General features: G+C 69.5%; 15 protein-coding genes and 1 pseudogene. 4 read left to right on the top strand and 12 right to left on the bottom strand.

Translation table 11 applies throughout. The features are described from left to right. Window positions 1–31: 31 nt before the first annotated feature. The 4 genes from ACH4S7_RS09735 to ACH4S7_RS09720 form a co-directional block, all read right to left on the bottom strand. On the bottom strand, window positions 32–448 hold the full coding sequence (locus ACH4S7_RS09735) for an ATP-binding protein (RefSeq protein ID WP_398520727.1): 417 nt from the start codon (window positions 446–448) through the stop codon (window positions 32–34). A gap of 307 nt (window positions 449–755) precedes the next feature. After that, a complete protein-coding gene (locus ACH4S7_RS09730; RefSeq protein ID WP_398520558.1) occupies window positions 756–1,154 on the bottom strand; it encodes a (deoxy)nucleoside triphosphate pyrophosphohydrolase in 399 nt (132 codons plus the stop codon). A 115-nt stretch (window positions 1,155–1,269) separates the two neighbouring features. Next, a complete protein-coding gene (locus ACH4S7_RS09725) occupies window positions 1,270–1,449 on the bottom strand; it encodes an SPOR domain-containing protein (RefSeq protein ID WP_398520557.1) in 180 nt (59 codons plus the stop codon). 156 nt (window positions 1,450–1,605) lie between these two features. Next, on the bottom strand, window positions 1,606–2,358 hold the full coding sequence (locus ACH4S7_RS09720; RefSeq protein WP_398520556.1) for a GntR family transcriptional regulator: 753 nt from the start codon (window positions 2,356–2,358) through the stop codon (window positions 1,606–1,608). A 287-nt stretch (window positions 2,359–2,645) separates the two neighbouring features. Between ACH4S7_RS09720 and ACH4S7_RS09715 the strand changes: the two genes are divergently transcribed. Beyond that, complete coding sequence (locus tag ACH4S7_RS09715) at window positions 2,646–4,019, top strand: glycoside hydrolase family 18 protein (RefSeq protein ID WP_398520555.1); 1,374 nt, start codon at window positions 2,646–2,648, stop codon at window positions 4,017–4,019. A gap of 315 nt (window positions 4,020–4,334) precedes the next feature. Here ACH4S7_RS09715 and ACH4S7_RS09710 read toward each other — a convergent pair whose 3' ends face one another. Both ACH4S7_RS09710 and ACH4S7_RS09705 read right to left on the bottom strand, forming a co-directional pair. After that, a complete protein-coding gene (locus tag ACH4S7_RS09710; RefSeq protein ID WP_398520554.1) occupies window positions 4,335–5,369 on the bottom strand; it encodes a DUF4190 domain-containing protein in 1,035 nt (344 codons plus the stop codon). Between the two features lie 575 nt (window positions 5,370–5,944). Further along, window positions 5,945–7,522 (bottom strand): S8 family peptidase, encoded by a 1,578-nt coding sequence (locus ACH4S7_RS09705; RefSeq protein WP_398520553.1) that lies wholly within the window; start codon window positions 7,520–7,522, stop codon window positions 5,945–5,947. 197 nt (window positions 7,523–7,719) lie between these two features. Between ACH4S7_RS09705 and ACH4S7_RS09700 the strand changes: the two genes are divergently transcribed. Beyond that, window positions 7,720–8,832, top strand: coding sequence for a threonine synthase (locus ACH4S7_RS09700; protein ID WP_398520552.1), 1,113 nt, complete (start codon window positions 7,720–7,722; stop codon window positions 8,830–8,832). Between the two features lie 155 nt (window positions 8,833–8,987). On the opposite strand, the gene ACH4S7_RS09695 is transcribed toward ACH4S7_RS09700, so the two are convergent. The 6 genes and pseudogenes from ACH4S7_RS09695 to ACH4S7_RS09670 form a co-directional block, all read right to left on the bottom strand. Continuing rightward, window positions 8,988–11,342: a hypothetical protein gene (locus tag ACH4S7_RS09695; RefSeq protein WP_398520551.1), complete on the bottom strand. Its 2,355-nt coding sequence runs from the start codon at window positions 11,340–11,342 to the stop codon at window positions 8,988–8,990. Beyond that, on the bottom strand, window positions 11,342–12,196 hold the full coding sequence (locus ACH4S7_RS09690; protein ID WP_398520550.1) for a hypothetical protein: 855 nt from the start codon (window positions 12,194–12,196) through the stop codon (window positions 11,342–11,344). Before ACH4S7_RS09690 ends, ACH4S7_RS09695 begins: the two co-directional genes overlap by 1 nt. A 2-nt stretch (window positions 12,197–12,198) precedes the next feature. Then, the gene (locus ACH4S7_RS09685; RefSeq protein WP_398520549.1) at window positions 12,199–13,041 is read right to left on the bottom strand and encodes a vWA domain-containing protein; all 843 of its coding nucleotides are present in this window, start codon (window positions 13,039–13,041) and stop codon (window positions 12,199–12,201) included. 320 nt (window positions 13,042–13,361) lie between these two features. Next, a pseudogene (locus ACH4S7_RS09680) lies at window positions 13,362–13,511 on the bottom strand (Txe/YoeB family addiction module toxin); the annotation flags it as partial. Between the two features lie 211 nt (window positions 13,512–13,722). Then, the gene (locus tag ACH4S7_RS09675) at window positions 13,723–14,916 is read right to left on the bottom strand and encodes a tyrosine-type recombinase/integrase (RefSeq protein ID WP_398520548.1); all 1,194 of its coding nucleotides are present in this window, start codon (window positions 14,914–14,916) and stop codon (window positions 13,723–13,725) included. Next, window positions 14,891–15,475 (bottom strand): hypothetical protein, encoded by a 585-nt coding sequence (locus ACH4S7_RS09670; protein WP_398520547.1) that lies wholly within the window; start codon window positions 15,473–15,475, stop codon window positions 14,891–14,893. Before ACH4S7_RS09670 ends, ACH4S7_RS09675 begins: the two co-directional genes overlap by 26 nt. Before the next feature lie 143 nt (window positions 15,476–15,618). Here ACH4S7_RS09670 and ACH4S7_RS09665 point away from each other — a divergent pair, with 143 nt between their 5' ends. Together ACH4S7_RS09665 and ACH4S7_RS09660 are read left to right on the top strand one after the other, a co-directional pair. After that, a complete protein-coding gene (locus ACH4S7_RS09665; protein ID WP_079146323.1) occupies window positions 15,619–15,783 on the top strand; it encodes a helix-turn-helix domain-containing protein in 165 nt (54 codons plus the stop codon). A 112-nt stretch (window positions 15,784–15,895) separates the two neighbouring features. After that, window positions 15,896–16,261 carry a hypothetical protein gene (locus ACH4S7_RS09660; protein ID WP_398520546.1) on the top strand — a complete coding sequence of 122 codons (366 nt, stop codon included), beginning with the start codon at window positions 15,896–15,898 and terminating at the stop codon, window positions 16,259–16,261. The last annotated feature ends 543 nt before the right edge of the window (window positions 16,262–16,804 follow it).

The raw sequence follows: 16,804 nt of genomic DNA, 5'->3' as shown, positions 1-16,804 counted from the left end.
ACACGGCAGTGATCGTTGTCCCTTCACACTTTTAACCAGTCAGAGCCAACTCGAACCACACGGTCTTGCCCGTCCTGCCACGCCGGGTTCCCCAGCGGCGGGCGGAGTCGGCGACCAGTTGGAGGCCGCGACCGCCCTCGTCATCGGGAGCAGCGGTCCGTTCGGTGGGCGGATCAGGCAGCGGATCGGAGACTTCCACCAGCAGAAAGGGGGGATCCTCACCGGGTTCCGGACGGATCAGCCGGACACCGATGGGCCCGGACGCATACCGCAGGGAGTTGGTCACCAGCTCGCTGACCAGCAGCACGGTGACATCGCCGATCGCCGGGTCCAGCCCCCAGGCGCGCAGAGCGCCCCGGACGGCATGCCGGGCGGTGCGCACGGCACCGGGCTCGGCGGGGAAGGTCCATTCGGCGCGTGCGCCGTCGATGTCGATCACGCCGCTCACTTCCCGAACCAGCAGCAGACCCACGCACCTTTTCGGAGGGTTAATCAGCACATACCCGATATTGACCGTCTGGTACCTCGGTCGGCCCGGTTAGCGGAGTGCCGTTGACGCGAACGGCCTACGCGACGGCCCGCACACGGCGCCTTCCCCGCCTGCCGCCGCCCGGGAGCCGCCCCTCTCCGCCATCCGCCACCGCGGCGGCTGGGGCCACCGCCCGCCGCGCCTCGCCACCGGAGGGGCCGCCCCCGCCGGCCTCCCTCGCCAACCACCGAGCCGCGGCCCTCGCCGACCCCGGGGCCTTCCCGGCTCAGTGGCCTTCGCGCAGAAGGCGAGCGGCCTCGGCCACGGCCGGTCGATCCTGGTCGAGCCAGTCCACGGTGTCGGTCTCGTCGGGGGCCAGCCAACGCAGCTCGTCGTGGTCCTCCAGTGGGCGGGGCTCTCCGGAGAGCAGTCGAGCCGTCCAGACCTGGAGGACATAGCCGGGCTTCAGCGGCCATTCGCCGGGAATGCGCGCCATCGGCTCCGCCTCGACGCCCAGCTCTTCACGCAGCTCGCGGACGAGGGCGTGCTCGGGGCTCTCCCCCGGTTCCAGCTTGCCGCCGGGCAGTTCCCACCGTCCGGCCAGTTCTACGGGGGCGCTGCGGCGAGCGGCGAGCAGCCGCCCCCGGTCGTACACGGCCCCGGCCACCACTACGCGATCCTTCATGCGCCGGAGCGTACTGCGCCGGGTCGGCGGGACGGCCCCGCCCCATCCGGGGGCTGGGGGCGGCCACGCGCCTCCGACCTCCAGAAGGGGGCGGGGTCAGCCCACCGGAGAAGTGTCAGGGGGTCGTCTGCCCGACGCGTTCCAGGCAGTAGACGCGCTTATGGCCCGCGACATCGAGGGTGTCGATTATCTGTCGTGCCTCGTCCTCGGTGGCGTATCGACCGACACGGTAGCGATTGCCGTTGTCGTCGTCGCGTATGACAAGCCAGGGGAGTACAGGACTGCTGTCGTTCATCGCGCCCCTCCCACAGTCGGTCCGTAGTTGTCCCACGATCTCAAGGAAACCGCATTGCGCATATGCCGGAGCCTACGCCTGACCTTCACTCAGCGGATGCGGGTTTACACAAAGAGGCAGCAAACAGGGGACGCCCCGGAGCGCGCGCCCCGGGGTTCACTTCACGGGCAGGTGATAGGCGATCCGGTACCGGTCCGCCGGGATGACGAGGTCCGCCGTCTCGACCGGCAGCCCTGAGGCGTAGTAAGTGCGCGCCACGACCATCACCACATGCCCCGGCACGCCTCCGAGCGCCAGCAGCTCCTCCGCGAGCCCCGGGCGGGCGCCGACCTCCTCCGAGACGTTGTCCACGACCACGTCGATGGCCGCCATCCGCTCGACGACACCACAGCCACCCAGCGGCCCCTCCTCCGGCAGCATCACGGGGGTGCGCCCGGTGACGGCGAGGGGCTCCCAGGAGGTGGAGAGCATCATCACCTCGCCGCCGTCCCGGAAGACGTAGCGCGTGCGCATCACCGCCGAGCCGATCTCGACCTCGAGCCGCGACGCGATCTCCGGGCCCGCCTGCTCCCGCTCGCTCCGGGACTCCCAGGCACCCCGGGCACCGTCGGCGGCCTGCTCCTGACGGAAGGGGTTCGCCCCGGACGAGGGGCGGTAGCCCGAGCGGGAGATGCGGCGCGGAACCGGGTGCTCACGGACATAGGTGCCGGACCCGGAGCGGCCCTCAACCAGCCCCTCCGCCATCAGGACCTTGCGCGCTTCCAGCGCGACCGTGTCGGAGACCCCGTACTCCTCGCGAATACGGGCCTGCGAGGGAAGGCGGGTGTGCGGTGGCAGCGAGCCATTGACGATTTTCTGGCGGAGATCGCTCGCCACGCGCAGATAAGCCGGCTGCTCACCAAATGCCACTGACCACTCCCATCACATTGACAGACAGCAACAGAGTGACAACCCTGGGTTGTTGACCGCAACCATGGGCCATGGTTTCACCCGAAGTGATGAGTTGGGGTCAAGCGGCGCTTACCGGGAGCACCTCCGACCCACCGACACCGCTCACCCGGATCCCCGCGAATTCATTCCGCCCCAAACCATTGACGTTAATGGTCCAGACCAATACGTTCCTGACTGCACGACGCCCCCTTCATGGAAATGCTCCGGCATCCGCACATGCCCGAGCACGCACAGGAATGAGTCCGATGCGTCGAAGAACCCTTGTCCGTACGACAGTTGCGGCCGGCTCGCTCGCCCTTCTCGCCACTCTGGCCCCCGCCGCAACAGCAGATTCAGCCGCCCGGGTCGCACCGAAGGCGGCCGTCTCGGCCCATGACGATGACGATGACGATCGCGACCACCAGCGTTCGTACAAGCGCATCGGTTACTTCACCCAGTGGGGCATCTATGGCCGTGACTTCCAGGTCAAGGACATGGACACCAGCGGCCAGGCCGCCAAGCTGAGCCACATCAACTACGCCTTCGGCAACGTCAACCCCGCGGGCAAGTGCTTCATCGACGGGCCGGCCGGCGAGAGCGACGCCTGGGCCGACTACGTACGCCCGGTGAGCGCGGCCGACTCGGTCGACGGCGTGGCGGACAGCCCCGACCAGAAGCTCGCGGGCAGCTTCAACGAGCTGCGTGAGCTGAAGGCGAAGCACCCCGGCCTCAAGGTGATGATCTCCCTGGGCGGCTGGAGCTGGTCCACCCACTTCTCCGACGCGGTTCTCACCCCGGCGAAGCGCAAGGCCCTCGTCACCTCCTGTGTGGACCTCTACATCAAGGGCAATCTGCCCGTGGACGGCGCCCGCGGCGGTCAGGGCGCGGCGGCCGGCCTGTTCGACGGCATCGACGTCGACTGGGAGTGGCCGGGCTCGGCGGGCGAGGACGACACCGTCTTCCGGCCGGAGGACAAGAAGAACTTCACCGCGCTGATCCGGGAGTTCCGGACCCAGCTCGACGCGTACGCGAAGACGCAGGGCAAGCGGAAGCACTACGACCTGAGCGCGTATGTCCCGACGGCCCCGGCCAAGATCGACGCGGGCTTCGAGGTCCGCAAGATCATGAAGGACTTCGACTTCGTCAACCTCCAGGGCTACGACTTCCACGTCTCGGGTGAGAAGACCACCGCCCAGCAGTCGGCGCTCTACGCGAAGAACGACTTCAGCGTCGACCAGACCGTGAACGACTGGCTGAAGCGTGGCGCCCCGGCCCACAAGCTGGTCATGGGAATGCCGTTCTACGGTCAGGGCTGGACGGGCGTGACCGGTGGCGGCGACGGCATGGGCCAGCCCGCGGACAGGCCCGCTCCGGCGACCTACGCGGCCGGCTACGAGGACTACAAGGCCCTCAAGAAGCTCGCCGCTTCGGGCACCTACAAGGTGCACCGCAAGCACGGCCAGGCATGGCTGTTCGACGGCAACACCCTGTGGACGTACGACGACCCGAAGGTGCTGCGCGCCAAGACCTCGTACATCCGTGACAAGGGTCTCGGCGGCGCCATGTTCTGGTCGCTCGACGCGGACACCGCGGACGGTGAGCTGATGTCGGCCGTCGACCGTGGGCTGACCCGCCGCTAGGAAGCGTCTTCGGAGGAGGCCCCGTCCGCCCGGTGGGTGGACGGGGGTCCGAGGACGCGCCCCGGGGCGCATGAACGGGCGCGGCCCGGCCGGGGGGCCGGACCGCGAATCGGGACGAGGCCGGTGCTTCGTGGGCTGTCGGTGGCCCCGAGGCACCGGCCTCTTCCGTTGCGTGCGGGAGGTCCGTAGGGGCTGGTCCGTACGGACGGGGCCCGGTCCGGCCCCGTACGGGAGAGAGCGGTCTCCTACGGGAGGGAGCAGCCGGACGGCGGGCGGCGGGTCGTGGGCGGCGGGCGGACGGTCATGGGAGGCGGCTCAGACCGCGCTCGTATCCTCCGGCTGCGCCGTGAGGTCCAGACCGAGCTGACGGCGGACCGAGGTCTCCGTCTCCCGTTCGAGCGTCTTCTCGCCCTTGGCGGTGTGCCCCTGGAAGACGTCCTCCTGCCACGCCTTGGCCGCCCTCAGCCAGTGGGCGCGCGCCCGGTCGAACTCCGCGGCGCGCTCGGCCACCGGCCCCGCCGCGCCCTTCGGCCAGTCCCCCGCGCGCAGCGCGTCCGCCTGGGCCGCGAGGGCGGCGGAGGCCCGCCGGGCCCAGTCCCGGTTCCCCACCGGGTCCTCGGTGAACTCCGCCTCCGGCCCCGAGTCCATGACCGCGGCGATCGCGGTTTCGGCCTTGAGATAGGCGAGCTGGGGTGGGTTCAGATTGGTGGCGTCGCTGCGGAGGGAGCCTTTGACCTTGTCGCCCCCGATGGTGGCGAACCCGCAGGTGATGTCCCGGTCGCCGAGCCGCCAGCTCTCCTCTGTGGGCATGTAGAAGTAAACGCCCATATCCCAGGGGATTTTCCAGGCATCCATCGCGTAAGCGTCGTTGACCCGTCGGCAGCGTTCCTCGGCGAGCCTCCCGATGGGCTTGGCGCCCGGATAGGTGGTGAACCCGGTGATCGGGAATCCGCCGGAGATCTCCGCCTCATGACCGGACGCACAGTCCACCACCTCGACCGAGGCGGTCTTCTCGTCATCCGGAGCGCCGTCACCGGGGAGGTTGAGGCAGTCGCCCTTGGCGAGATCCATGGTGCTGCGGGACCGCGCCGTCTCGTCCATGCCCTCCTGGAAGCCGTCCCACGCCGCACTCACCATGCCGGTGGCGAGCAGGAGGATCGCCAGCACGGTACTGATCGAGGAGAGGATCGTGCCCGCGAGCGCCATACCACGGCCGCGCTGCCCCTTCCGCTTGATCTGCGCGAGCGCGACCAGACCGAAGACCAGGCCGAGCGGGGGCAGACAGCAGACGATGCCGGTCACCAAGGAGGCCACGGAGAACCCATTGAAGGGCGGGGTGGCGGGTGGCATGGGATACCCGGGGTACTGCTGATACGGCTGGTACGCCGGATGCGGCTGCGGCTGCGCATGTGGCGCATGTGCATGTGGCGCATGCGGCTGTGGCTGCGCGTGCGGTGAGTACGGATGTGCCTGCGGGTACGGGGGCTGTGGCGCGGCGCCCAGGGGATAAGGCTCCCGGGGCCCCTCGGGCGGGGCAGACGGTCCACCCGTGGCGGAGGGTTGCGCCCCGGGATCGGGGTCACCCGGTGGATCGGGCCGCGGCCCGCCCGGCTGTGTTGGGTCCACGGGTGCAGGGCTCCTCGTCGGTGCTCGGAGTGGGACAGGCGGAAATCGTATAAACAGACTGTCCACTCCGATATGCCGGGCCAGCAGAGTGGGGCGGTCGCAGCGGCGACCGCCCCACCAGACCCGCCCCACCAGACCCGCCCCACCAGACCCGGCTGACCAGACCCGTTGACCGGGCCTTCCTGCTGAGCCCGTTGACCGAGCCCGCTGACCGAGCCCGCTGACCGAGCCCGTTGACCGGGTTCTTCGGCACCAGGACTCATCAGCTCACCGGGCGCTCAGCCCGGCCGGCCGAGCGCTCAGAACTGAAGCGCCCAGGAGTCGACCGTGCCGATGTCCTGCGCGGCGTTGTCGCTCACCCTGAGCTTCCAGACACCGTTCGCGAGCTCGGACGAAGCGTTCACCCAGTAGGTGGTGTTCACGTTGTCCGCGCTGCCGCCCGATCCGTACGCCTTGAGGTTGTAGACGGTCCCGTCCGGCGCGACGAGGTCGATGCGCAGATCACCGATGTACGTGTGCTTGATGTCGACCGGCACGGCCAGCGTGGCGGGCGCGTTCCCGGGGACGCCGGTCACCGTGATCGGCGACTCGACGGTGGTGTTGTCACCGATCGCGTAGTCGGTGAGGTTGTCGAACCGCGGGCCCGGGGGCGGGGTGGTGCCGGTGCCCACGTAGAGCAGCCGGTTCGGCGAGCCGGGCCCCGGGGAGCCCACCACCCCGGGGGTGGCGGCCGTCGTCAGCGCGGTGGCGACCTGCGCCGGGGTCGCGGCCGGATTGTCCCCGAGATGGAGTGCCGCCGCGCCCGCGACGTGCGGCGCCGCCATGGAGGTGCCGGAGATCGTGCTGGTCGCCGTGTCGTTCGTGTTCCAGGCCGAGGTGATGGACGAGCCGGGGGCGAAGATGTCGACCACGGGCCCGTAGTTGGAGAAGGTCGAGCGCGCGTCGGTGATGGTGGTCGAGCCGACGGTGATGGCCTCGCCCACCCGCGCGGGCGAGTAGTTGGCCGCGTCGGCGTTGGAGTTGCCGGCCGCGATGGCGTAGGTGATGCCGGAGGCGATCGAGTTCCGTACGGCGGTGTCGAGGGCGGCGTCGGGTCCGCCGCCGAGACTCAGGTTGGCGACGGCGGGCTTGACGGCGTTCCGCGTCACCCAGTCGATGCCCGCGACGACCTGGGCGGTGGTGCCCGAGCCCGCGTTGTTCAGCACCCGGACCCCGACGATCTTGGCCTTCTTGGCCACGCCGTGCAGGGTGCCGGCGACGGTCCCGGCGACATGGGTGCCGTGGCCGTGGCCGTCCTGCGCGGTGTTGTCGTTGTCGATGGCGTCGTAGCCGTCCGAGGCCCGGCCGCCGAAGTCGCCGTGGGTGATCCGTACGCCGGTGTCGATGACATACGCGGTCACCCCGGCGCCCGCGCTGTCCGGGTAGGTGTACTTGCCGTCGAGCGGGAGGGACCGCTGGTCGATCCGGTCCAGCCCCCAGGAGGGCGGGTTCAGCTGGGTGGCGCTCGCGGTGAAGACACGATTCTGCACAACGGAAGCGACGGCCGGATCCGCGGCGAACCGCTTGGCCCCCGCCTCGGAGAGCCGGACGGAGTAGCCGTTGAGCGCCGCCTCGTACGTCCTGTCGATCTTCGCTCCGTACTCGGCCGCCAGCGCCTTGCCGGCCGCGGAGCCGGCGTCGGCCGCGGTCTCGCGCAGGGTGACGATGTAGCTGTCCTTGATGGTGCCGGGCGCGCCGAGGTTCTGGACGACGCCTTCCGGCGCCCGATCGGCGGCGGTGGCGGTCGCGGTGCCGGAGACCGTACCGAGGGCGAGCGCGGCCGCGGCCGTCGCGCCGATGGTGGTGAGTCTTCGACGCGGGATACGCATCACTGACATCTGAGGGGTCCTCCTCGTTGGGCCACGCACCCGTCGCGATCTACCAGGTGCATGACAATCCAGGGCCACCGAACCTGCCATGTTCATGTCCGGCTCCCAGGGGGAAGACTGCTGGATCCGCCCGTGCGCCACAAGGCCCGCGGCAGGGCCGTAACACAGGTGCCACGGATGCCACACGGCTGACATGCTGACGACTCATGACCTCGTACTCCTGCCCCTCCTGCCGAATCAGCACCCCCGTCGCCGAAGCCGACGAAGCCGCCGAGGCCGGTTGGCGCTGCCCCCGCTGCCACGGCCCCTGGGACCTGGACTTCACGGCCGGCCCGGTCCCGCTCGCCGGGCTGCCCACCCGGGTCAACTCGCTCTGGCGCTATGCGGAGGCGCTGCCGCTCACCGACCCCGTCGCATCACTGGGCGAGGGCCGCACCCCCCTCGTACCCCTCACTCCGCACATCTCCGCCAAGCTCGACTTCCTGATGCCGACGCTCTCCTTCAAGGACCGCGGCGCGGTGCTGCTGGCGGAGCTGGCGCGCGGGCTGAATCCCCGGCGTGTGATCGCCGACAGCAGCGGCAACGCGGGCACCGCGGTCGCCGCGTACTGCGCCCGCGCGGGGCTTACGTGCACGGTGTACGTCCCCGAGGGCACGTCCCCCAAGAAGGCGGAACAGATCCGGGCACACGGCGCGCACCTCGAACGCGTCCCCGGCGACCGCGAGGCCACCGCGCGGGCCGCGCGCACCGCGGCCGACGCCCCGGGCACCTTCTACGCCAGCCATGTCTACAACCCGTACTTCCTGCACGGCACGAAGACCTACGTCTACGAACTGTGGGAGGACCTCGGCGGCACCCTGCCCGACACGATCGTCGTCCCCGTCGGCAATGGAACCCTGCTCCTCGGCGCGGACCTGGCCGTACGGGAGTTGTACGGGCACGGGCTGATCGACCGCCGCCCCGCCCTGGTCGCGGTCCAGGCCGAGGCGGCCTCCCCGCTGGCCGCGGCCTTCCACGCGGGCGCGGACGACCTCCTCGACCCCGGGCCCCCGAGCGGACCGACCCTCGCCGAGGGCATCGCCATCCCCCGGCCGCCCCGGGCCCGCCAGATCCTGCGCGCCGTACGGGAGTCGGGCGGCACCTTCCTGACGGTGACGGAGGACCAGATCCGGGCGGCGCAGCTCGATCTCGCCGCCCGGGGCCTGTTCGTGGAGTCCACCGGAGTGGCGTGCTGGGCGGCGGTCGGCGACCGCCGGGAGGGCACGGCCGTGGTCCCGCTCTGCGGCGCGGGCCTGAAGACGGGCCTGGCGCCCGGGTAGCCCCCACCCGGCACCCGAGCCGCGACCGCGGGCCGGAGACCCCCGTCGCGGCTCGGGCACGGCACCCCGTGGCCGCTCGGGCACGGACCTCCGCGGCCGCTCGGGCACGGACCTCCGCGGCCGCTCGGCGGGAGACCCTGGCGATGGCGGTGCGGTCACCTCCCGGTCAGGAGGAACCGCATATAGCTGCGGTTGCCGAGGCTCTCCCGCATTTCGGTGCGGGTCGTCGAGAGCTGGTCGTGCAGTTGCTCGCGCTGAGTATTGATGCCCTCCAACTGCTTCTGGCTCTGGAGCAGTACGGAGCGCTGGCGCTGTGTCTCCACCCGCCGCTGTTGCTGCTCGCTGGTCATCCGCTGCCGTGCGGCCGTGATCCGCTGCTGGAGCTGGTCCTTGCTCCGCTTCGCCTCGCTCTCGGTCCGTCGCACATCGGCCTGGAGCCGGGTGCCGCGAGCGATGACGGAAGCCCGGATCTGCCGCTCGACATCGGCGGGTAGCTCGGTCGGCGCGGTGGACCGGGCCTGCTGTTCCAACGAGGCGCGCCAGTCGTGCAGCGTGGCCGCCCGCGCTTCGCCGACTCCGTGGACCCGTACGCGGCGTCCGCTGGGGAGGGAGAGGTACGCCGCCCGGGAACCATAGGAGTTACTACTGTTCTCGTAGGTGACGCCGGTGAAGTCGGCGGCGGTACGGATTCCCGCGTTCAGCAGGGCCAGTACGGTCTTCGTCCCCATAGTGGGGAGCGACCGCACGGTGCGGATCGGCGTACCGCGCAACTTCTCCTGTACGTACGCGGTGACCGCGGGTTCCAGCGCCTGGGCCAGCTCCTGCCTCTCGGTCGCCGGCAGTTCCCGTAACTCCTGTCGCAGTCTGGCGGTGCGCCGGTTCGTGTCCAGGGTGACGCGGGACTGCTCGTCCCGCAGTTCGGTCTGCAACGCCTGGAGCGCGTTGGCCGTCGCCGTGTCGTCCCGCGCGCTGGTGTCATCGAGCCGGCGGAGCTCAAGCTCGATATGGAGGAGCGCCTTCCGCGAGTCCTTGAGCAGATCAGCTTGGTGGGAGAGCTCCCGCACCCGCTGCCGGGCGGCCCGGTGCTCGGGCCGGAGCCGGCGGCCCGCCGTCACGGCCGTCGCCCCCGCCGCCAGCGCGATGGCCTGCGTGGGCGCGTACGCCGCCGGCAACGCGGAGACCAGCGTCAGCGTGCCCGGCAGCACGGTGCCCAGCAGCGCCAGCACGGCCGATGCGAGATCGGTCGGCCGCCGCCCGGAGAACGCGCCTCCCGGTGACGCGGCGGCCGGGTGGGCCGGCGGGATCCGGCCGGCCATCCAGGGCGGCACCCCGGCCCCCGGCGCACCCGGCGCGGCGGAGGGGGGAACCGGCCCCTGCCCCTTGCCTCTGCCCTTGCTCTGGCCCCGGCCGGCCGCGGGATCGGTGTCGGTGGTCAGCTCCGGGATCGACGCACACGGCTCGGCGAGGAGACTGTGCACCCGGGCCGCCACCGTACGCAGCCTCGTGTCGTGGTGGGTGAGCAGAAGAGGCCAGGCGAGCGACGACGACGGGTCCTTGAAATCGGCCTCGGAGACGATGAGGTACTCACCGTGGTCCTCGTGCAACTGATCCCAGAGCGCCGAGTCCGTGGCCACCGCCAGCAGCGAGAGATAGATGATCCACGCCGAGAACCGGTCCATGGCCGGACCGAAGTCGGCGGCCGTACGGAACGGGGACTGGTAGTTCCGGTGACCGTTCTCGGTGGCCGTCTCGCCGTGGAGGGCCGCCACGTACATGCCGTCGTAGTCCACCAGCCGCAGCGTGCCGTCGTCGGCCACCAGGATATTGCCGTGCTGGAGGTCGCCGTGGGCGATCCCGTACCGGTCCAGATCGGTGACGAGCTCATGGAAGCGTTCGGCGAGCGCCAGCACCGCGGCGCTGTCCTGCCGGTGCCGCACGATCCAGTTGATGAGATCCGTGCCCTGCACCCAGGCCATCTTGAGCACGGGATACCAGACGCCGGCGACCAGCACTCCCTCGTCGAGGAAGTCGAAACCCACCGACCAGCGCTGGGAGAGCCGGTCCGGGTCGAGCGCCCCCAGCGTGGCGCTGATCGCCGTGTAGCGGGAGGTGAGCGCGGAGGTGTCCCGGGTGAAGCACTTCACGGCGTAGCGCCGGCCGTCGGTCGCGGTGACGGAGAAGACACTGGCGAAGTTGCCGGAGATCGCCTTGGGGCCCAGGACCGGGCTCTGCTGGACCGTGCCCAGCTTGAGCGCGGTGTCCTGGAAGCAGACCTCGGGGTGCTGAAGCGCCTCCGCGTAGTTCGCGCCGGTCGGGAATTTACGGATCGCCCCGGTGCCCGAGCCGGGGCCCGGACCCGGACCCGTACCGAAGCCCGTACCGGTGCCGGGCCCCTGGGCCCAGCCCGGTGTCGGTCCCTTGCCCTGGCCCGTGCCCTGTCCGGGGACCGGTCCCTGTCCCTGTCCCTGTCCCTGTCCCGTCGTGTGCTGTCCGCCGTGGGAGAACGCCATCACACCTCCGCTCGCACCTGGATCCGGATGAGCGTCACATCGTCATTGCGCATCCGGCCGCACTCCCGCTGACCGTCGACCCACTCGGTGAAGCACTCCAACCCGCCGTCGGAGACCGCCGCGAGCTCCTCGCCGGCGAGGGCTCCGGAGTCATCGGACGCGGCGAACAGCCACGCGGCCAGCGCATCGCTCACCAGCAGCAGTTCATCGCCCGGGAGGAGTTCCCCCTCGGTGAGGGAGACCCGGTCGGACACCAGCTCCACGTCCCGGTTTCGGCTGCCGAGGAGTTGCGGGGTGATGCCGAACTCCGCCAGATCGCCCACCGGGAACGCCCCGCACACGGCACCGTCCCTCAGTTGGAACAGACAGCTGTCCCCCAGGGCGAAGGCGTGCCACCGCCAGGCCGCTCCGTCATCGCTCATGACGGACTGGATCTCCACGCCCAGGACGGTGGCGAACGCGCCCTTCTCCAGGCCCGGCCGCTCGTACCAGGCGATGGGACGCCCCCGGGCGGTCCGGTCCGCCTGGTACCACTCCAGATAGCGGTCCCAGTGGCCCGCGGCCCGCACCATGAGGTCCCTGACGAACTCCGGGGAGTGCTGCCACCACAGCTCGCTCAGACTCATGGACTCGATGGCGTCGGTGACCAGCCGCTGGGCCCACGCCCGGGCGAGCAGGCTCTCCGACGCACCGTCCGACACGGACGCGTACAACGAGGTGACCACCACCCCGTCCGACCCGGTCCGCGGCTCCCCCAGCCACACGCCCCCGGCGTCCTCGCACTCATCCGCGCGGCTCCCGGCCTTGGGGACGAGGAACATCCACGATTCCGGCAGCGGTGGCAGGTCCCCCATGGTCAGCGCAGTTCCGTCGCGCGCGTACCGATGTCCAGGAACTCCACGATCGAGGTGATGTCCGCGTTGTAGACGAAACCGCGGGTCGACTCGCTGACCTCATGGCCCTGGGAGGCCGCGTAGGACCGCATGTGATCCGGCAGCGCACTGGACATCTGGAAGAGCAGCCGGGAGTACGTGTCCGGCAGCCCGTCCTCGCCGTCCGGGAAGGTCACCGCGGAGCCGTCGCTGCCGGAGACATGGAGGTTGAAGAGGAGTACGGCGCCGTCCGCGGTCGCGTACGAGGCCAGCGCGATGGCCGCACTGGTCGGGTCACCGTCGGTCGACTCCCCGTCGGTGAGATTGAGGACGATGGGCGGGAAGCCGCCGGGGTGCGCCTCGACCCAGGCGGCGACCAGGGAATCCGCATAGCCGAGGGCCCGTGTCATGGGCGTCCCGCCGTTGGTGACCGAGTCCATCCACACGGGGAACTGCACCGACGTCTCCACCAGCCCGCCAGCACCGTCCGGGACCTTCTTGGCGCGGGTCTCGATCCTGGCCGGATTGTTGGCGACCTCGCTCAGCGGGACGAGATCGCGTCCTGCCAGCGCCCCCTGGAAGGCGGACCCGACATGGTTGTGCCCGTAACCGATCACCGCGACATGGAAGTAGTCGCGGACTCCCTCTTCCTTGGCGCACTTCACGGACAGTTCGGTCAGCAGGCGGTTGATCGCGTCGGACACGACCTCGGCCCGCTGCGGCGGCGCCTCACCGCTGCCCATGGGATCGCTCATCGACGCCGATTGGTCGACGAGGAAGATGAAACATCCCGGGTTGGTGCGACTGATCTCGGCCGTGTACGGCATCACGCTGCCCCGTTCTTCTCCATAGGGAAGACGGGGAAGACAGGAGACACGGCACCGGTCCGCGTCTCCTCAGCCCCCGCCAAAAGGGCATCATCGCATCGGAAAGCCCATCACCGAAGGGGAGTTGGGGATTTTACGACCCACTCGTAGCGCTTCCGGACCGCCCCACGGCGGCGGGCACGACACCCCGTCCGCCGACCGGCCGCCCGGAAGCCCACCTTCCGGGCGGACGACCCGGCGCGGCCGGAGGGCTCGGGTCGCGCGCTGACACCACGATTCCGCATCAGCGTGGGAAGGCAATCCCGACGAGGACCGCGCGATCAGTAGTGATAGCGGGCGGCGAGGATGACGATCTCCTGGTCCGTGACCAGGTAGACGAGCCGGTGCTCGTCGTCGATCCGCCGCGACCATGCCCCGGGCAGGTGATACTTCAGCGGCTCAAGCTTGCCGATCCCCGAGAAGGGATCGCGCGCGTTGACGACGAAGGGGCCGACTCCCCAAGGAGCCGGCCCCTTCTGCACCACGCGCCGGTGAAACCACTGACGCGCGGTGACGCTTCACTCAGACGTTGAAGCAGAACGTTCAAGAAGTCTCTCACTCCCCAGTATTCCCAAGGGCTTCAGCCCTCCGAAGGGGTGCTGGGTCAGCACCAAGTCAGCACCATGTCGGTAGGTCAGCACGTCACGCCACAAGCGCTGCGTCCGAAGTCTGACGAGGAACCGAGGGACGCAGCGCCTCCTGCATCACGTCGCGGCAGCGGTCCCACGCCTCCGATACAAGGTGCCCGTACGTGTCGACGGTCGTCTTGATGTTGCGGTGACCGAGCCATCGACTCACCTCGTGGATCGGCACGCCGTTCGCAAGGGCCGTCGAGGCGAAGAAGTGGCGCAGCGAGTGCGGGGTGTACTTCGGCTTCCCATCCGGCTTCACCACACCGGCTGCCGTCAACGCCTTGCGCCAGTGATAGCCGTACGTCGAGGCCGTGGGCATCTTGCCCTTGCCCCGCTCACGCGGCGCGAACAGCGCCTCCAGGCCGTCGAGCTCGACCGTCCCCCACTTCTTCAGGTGCATCCCGATCTCTTGGTCGAGGAAGAGCGGGGTGGGCACGTCTCTGAACGCCTCCGCCGTACGGTGCTTCAGCGGGACGAAGCGCGTGACGCAGTCACCCTGGTTCGCCTTGGCGCTGATCTGTCGCCGCAGCCGGAGGAAGCCGTCACGCTGACAGTCGGCTGAGAAGCCGAGGGTCTCACTGATGCGCAGCCCCGCACCCGCCTGGAGCCACACGGTGAGCCGGTACTGATCGGACATGGCCGCCGCGATGGCGTACACCTCGGCAAGCGTCGGGATCTCGTCCGGGTCGACCGCGGCCCCCGCCGTCTTGAGTGGCGGCACTTCTTCACACGGGCTGTCCGGTATCCGGCGCTCCTTCACGGCCGCCGTCATCATGCTGCGCAGGATGTTCATGCGGTCGTTGACCGTTGCGGCTGTCAGCCCACGGCCCACCATGGTGACTCGAAGCTTCTTCACGTCGGCGACGGTGAGGCCAGCGAGGGTACGGGAGCCCAGCTCGGGGATCAGGTGATTGGAGAGGAAGCCCTGATAGTTGCGCCGCGTGGACTCGTTCACTTGGTGCTGTGCCAGCCACTCCTCAGCCCACTTCCGCAGCGAGATCTGACCGAGCTGGGGGTCGATGTAGACACCCTGACGCTTGTCGTTCTCCGCCTTGACGCCGAAGCTCTCGGCTTCTTTCTTCGTCGGGAACGAGCGCTCGCGCTGCCGCGCGCTTCTCCCTCCCGGCTCCCGGTAGCGGACGGTCCACCGATGCGCACACCGAGTCTTGTTCCGGCATTCACACTTCTTCAGCACCTGCGCCATGCTCGATCCTCCTCAGCACTGCCGTCGCCTTCTCAGTCAGCTGTCCGCCCGCCTTGCCTTCGACCTTCGTCAGAAAGCCCCGCTGACGAGCGGCGCGCAGGTGCCCCTTGAGCGTGGCCTGCTTGCCTCCCGTCCACACCTCCAGTTCGGCGATCGGCGCGCGCTGCCCTGCGTCGACGAAGTGGACGTACAGGTTCGAGATCACCGCGAGGTATTCGTCGGACAGCCCCTCCGGCAGTGTCGTCAACCCTTGACGGAACTGCTCGATCTTCTGGCGCTGAAGATCCTCCACTGCCTGCCGGCCAAGCTGCGCAAAGGGCGCAAGGCTCGCCGCCTCCACTGCTCCAGCCGCGATGTCGACCTTCCGGAGGACCGTCGTGGTGATACCGCGAGCGATCTCCTGATGACCACCTTCCGCGTCCGGCTCGATGGTGATCGACCGAGGTCCGCCTTGGGCTGATCCGAGCGGCCACAGCATGACCACCCTCCAAGCGCCGATGCACTGCACCGTCTCCACGAAGTGCTCCCCGCCCTGCGGGGGCTGCGATGTCTGCGTCATGGCTCGAACACTAGGGACCACCGCCACACCAGTCAAGTCCGGATGTGACACGGCTGGACTTGTCACGATCGGGTGGATGCCTCAGGATGTGAAGGACGCACCTACCGACTGTCAGGAGCCCGCCTTTGCACCACCACCGCCTCATGACCGTTGACGAGCTGGCCGAGTACCTGGGCAAGAAGCCCGCCTGGATCTACAACAACCACCGGATGCTCGGCATCCCGTCACGGAAGGTCGGCGGCAGCCTGCGCTTCCGGCTGTCAGAGGTCGACCGCTGGATCGATCGGGAGTGCCCGGTCTCGGCCTGACCAGCGCATCCCCATCACCGAAAGCCAACCGAAAGGAGGCACATGTCCCGCCGCCTGGCGGGGATCACTGGCGCACCCGCGTGCGCCACACAGAGACGGAGTCACGCTCTTGATGAGCGAGCACAAGCCACGGATTCAGCTCAAGGAATGGGCCGCCATCTCCCGTCCGGAATTCCGCCGTATGGCCACGGTGCCCGATTGGCCACTCCCTCTTCGAGCCTTCTTCGCCGCCCTGGGCAGGGCAAACCAGATCGGCCACGCCGAGCTAGGCCCAGGTGAACTCGCGAACATCCTCCGCCGCAAGGACGGCTCGGAACAGACGAAGCAAGGGGTGAGTCGCGCTGTCCGCGAAGCCAAAGTCCGCCGACTGCTGCACGCGTCATCCACCGCCCGGTGCCTCGTCCTCCCCTCACACATGTACGACATAGGGCAAGGGTCCCTGTTCTGCCGAGAACACGGCATTCGCCGCGCTGCCTGACCCGAGGTAGGCGACGAGCGCCTACTCGGTAGACGCGTCGCGCCTACCTCTACGGCCTCATTCCATGGGAAAATGATCCTGCCCTCTATATCTATATGTGCAGCAGCGGATCCACCCTCCTCCGCGCAGACGCATCTACACGTCTGCGTTGAACCGGGAAGGACGGAGAGGCCGCTTCGCGGCCCCAGCGGCAGGCGGGACGCAGCGATCCGGCCCCGGCAGGGGCCGAAAGAGCAGGTACGACTCGACGGCGAAGTAGCTACTGGGAAGCGTGCAGGGGCGGCCGACAGGCCGCCGCAGAAGGAAACGGGTAGCGGCTTCCTGCGGCCCCTTCCGGGGCCGCATCACGAAGCCCAGCAAGCCAGCGATGGGGCGCTGACGCGCCCCGCCTAGCGATGAAATCAACGCGACAGCGCGGCCCCGACAGGGGCCACACAGGCGACGCAGAGTGGACCAAGCTCTTGCGTTGGGCCGCTACGCAGCCAGAACGTGAAGCCCCTGAGACTTCCACCGTTACCTACATCGGGGCCACCATGGCGACTA

The organism is Streptomyces sp. NPDC020965 (assembly GCF_044333555.1).
Taxonomy (GTDB): domain Bacteria; phylum Actinomycetota; class Actinomycetes; order Streptomycetales; family Streptomycetaceae; genus Streptomyces.
This window is presented reverse-complemented; position numbering and strand designations above follow the sequence as displayed.

Bases quoted from the DNA above. Each gene is read 5' to 3' on its own strand.
- ACH4S7_RS09690 (WP_398520550.1), bottom strand. From the start codon at position 12,196: ATGGGGGACCTGCCACCGCTGCCGGAATCGTGGATGTTCCTCGTCCCC.
- ACH4S7_RS09670 (WP_398520547.1), bottom strand. From the start codon at position 15,475: ATGACGCAGACATCGCAGCCCCCGCAGGGCGGGGAGCACTTCGTGGAG.
- ACH4S7_RS09685 (WP_398520549.1), bottom strand. From the start codon at position 13,041: ATGCCGTACACGGCCGAGATCAGTCGCACCAACCCGGGATGTTTCATC.
- ACH4S7_RS09715 (WP_398520555.1), top strand. From the start codon at position 2,646: ATGCGTCGAAGAACCCTTGTCCGTACGACAGTTGCGGCCGGCTCGCTC.
- ACH4S7_RS09700 (WP_398520552.1), top strand. From the start codon at position 7,720: ATGACCTCGTACTCCTGCCCCTCCTGCCGAATCAGCACCCCCGTCGCC.
- ACH4S7_RS09660 (WP_398520546.1), top strand. From the start codon at position 15,896: ATGAGCGAGCACAAGCCACGGATTCAGCTCAAGGAATGGGCCGCCATC.
- ACH4S7_RS09695 (WP_398520551.1), bottom strand. From the start codon at position 11,342: ATGGCGTTCTCCCACGGCGGACAGCACACGACGGGACAGGGACAGGGA.
- ACH4S7_RS09725 (WP_398520557.1), bottom strand. From the start codon at position 1,449: ATGAACGACAGCAGTCCTGTACTCCCCTGGCTTGTCATACGCGACGAC.
- ACH4S7_RS09705 (WP_398520553.1), bottom strand. From the start codon at position 7,522: ATGTCAGTGATGCGTATCCCGCGTCGAAGACTCACCACCATCGGCGCG.
- ACH4S7_RS09675 (WP_398520548.1), bottom strand. From the start codon at position 14,916: ATGGCGCAGGTGCTGAAGAAGTGTGAATGCCGGAACAAGACTCGGTGT.
- ACH4S7_RS09665 (WP_079146323.1), top strand. From the start codon at position 15,619: ATGACCGTTGACGAGCTGGCCGAGTACCTGGGCAAGAAGCCCGCCTGG.
- ACH4S7_RS09730 (WP_398520558.1), bottom strand. From the start codon at position 1,154: ATGAAGGATCGCGTAGTGGTGGCCGGGGCCGTGTACGACCGGGGGCGG.
- ACH4S7_RS09710 (WP_398520554.1), bottom strand. From the start codon at position 5,369: ATGCCACCCGCCACCCCGCCCTTCAATGGGTTCTCCGTGGCCTCCTTG.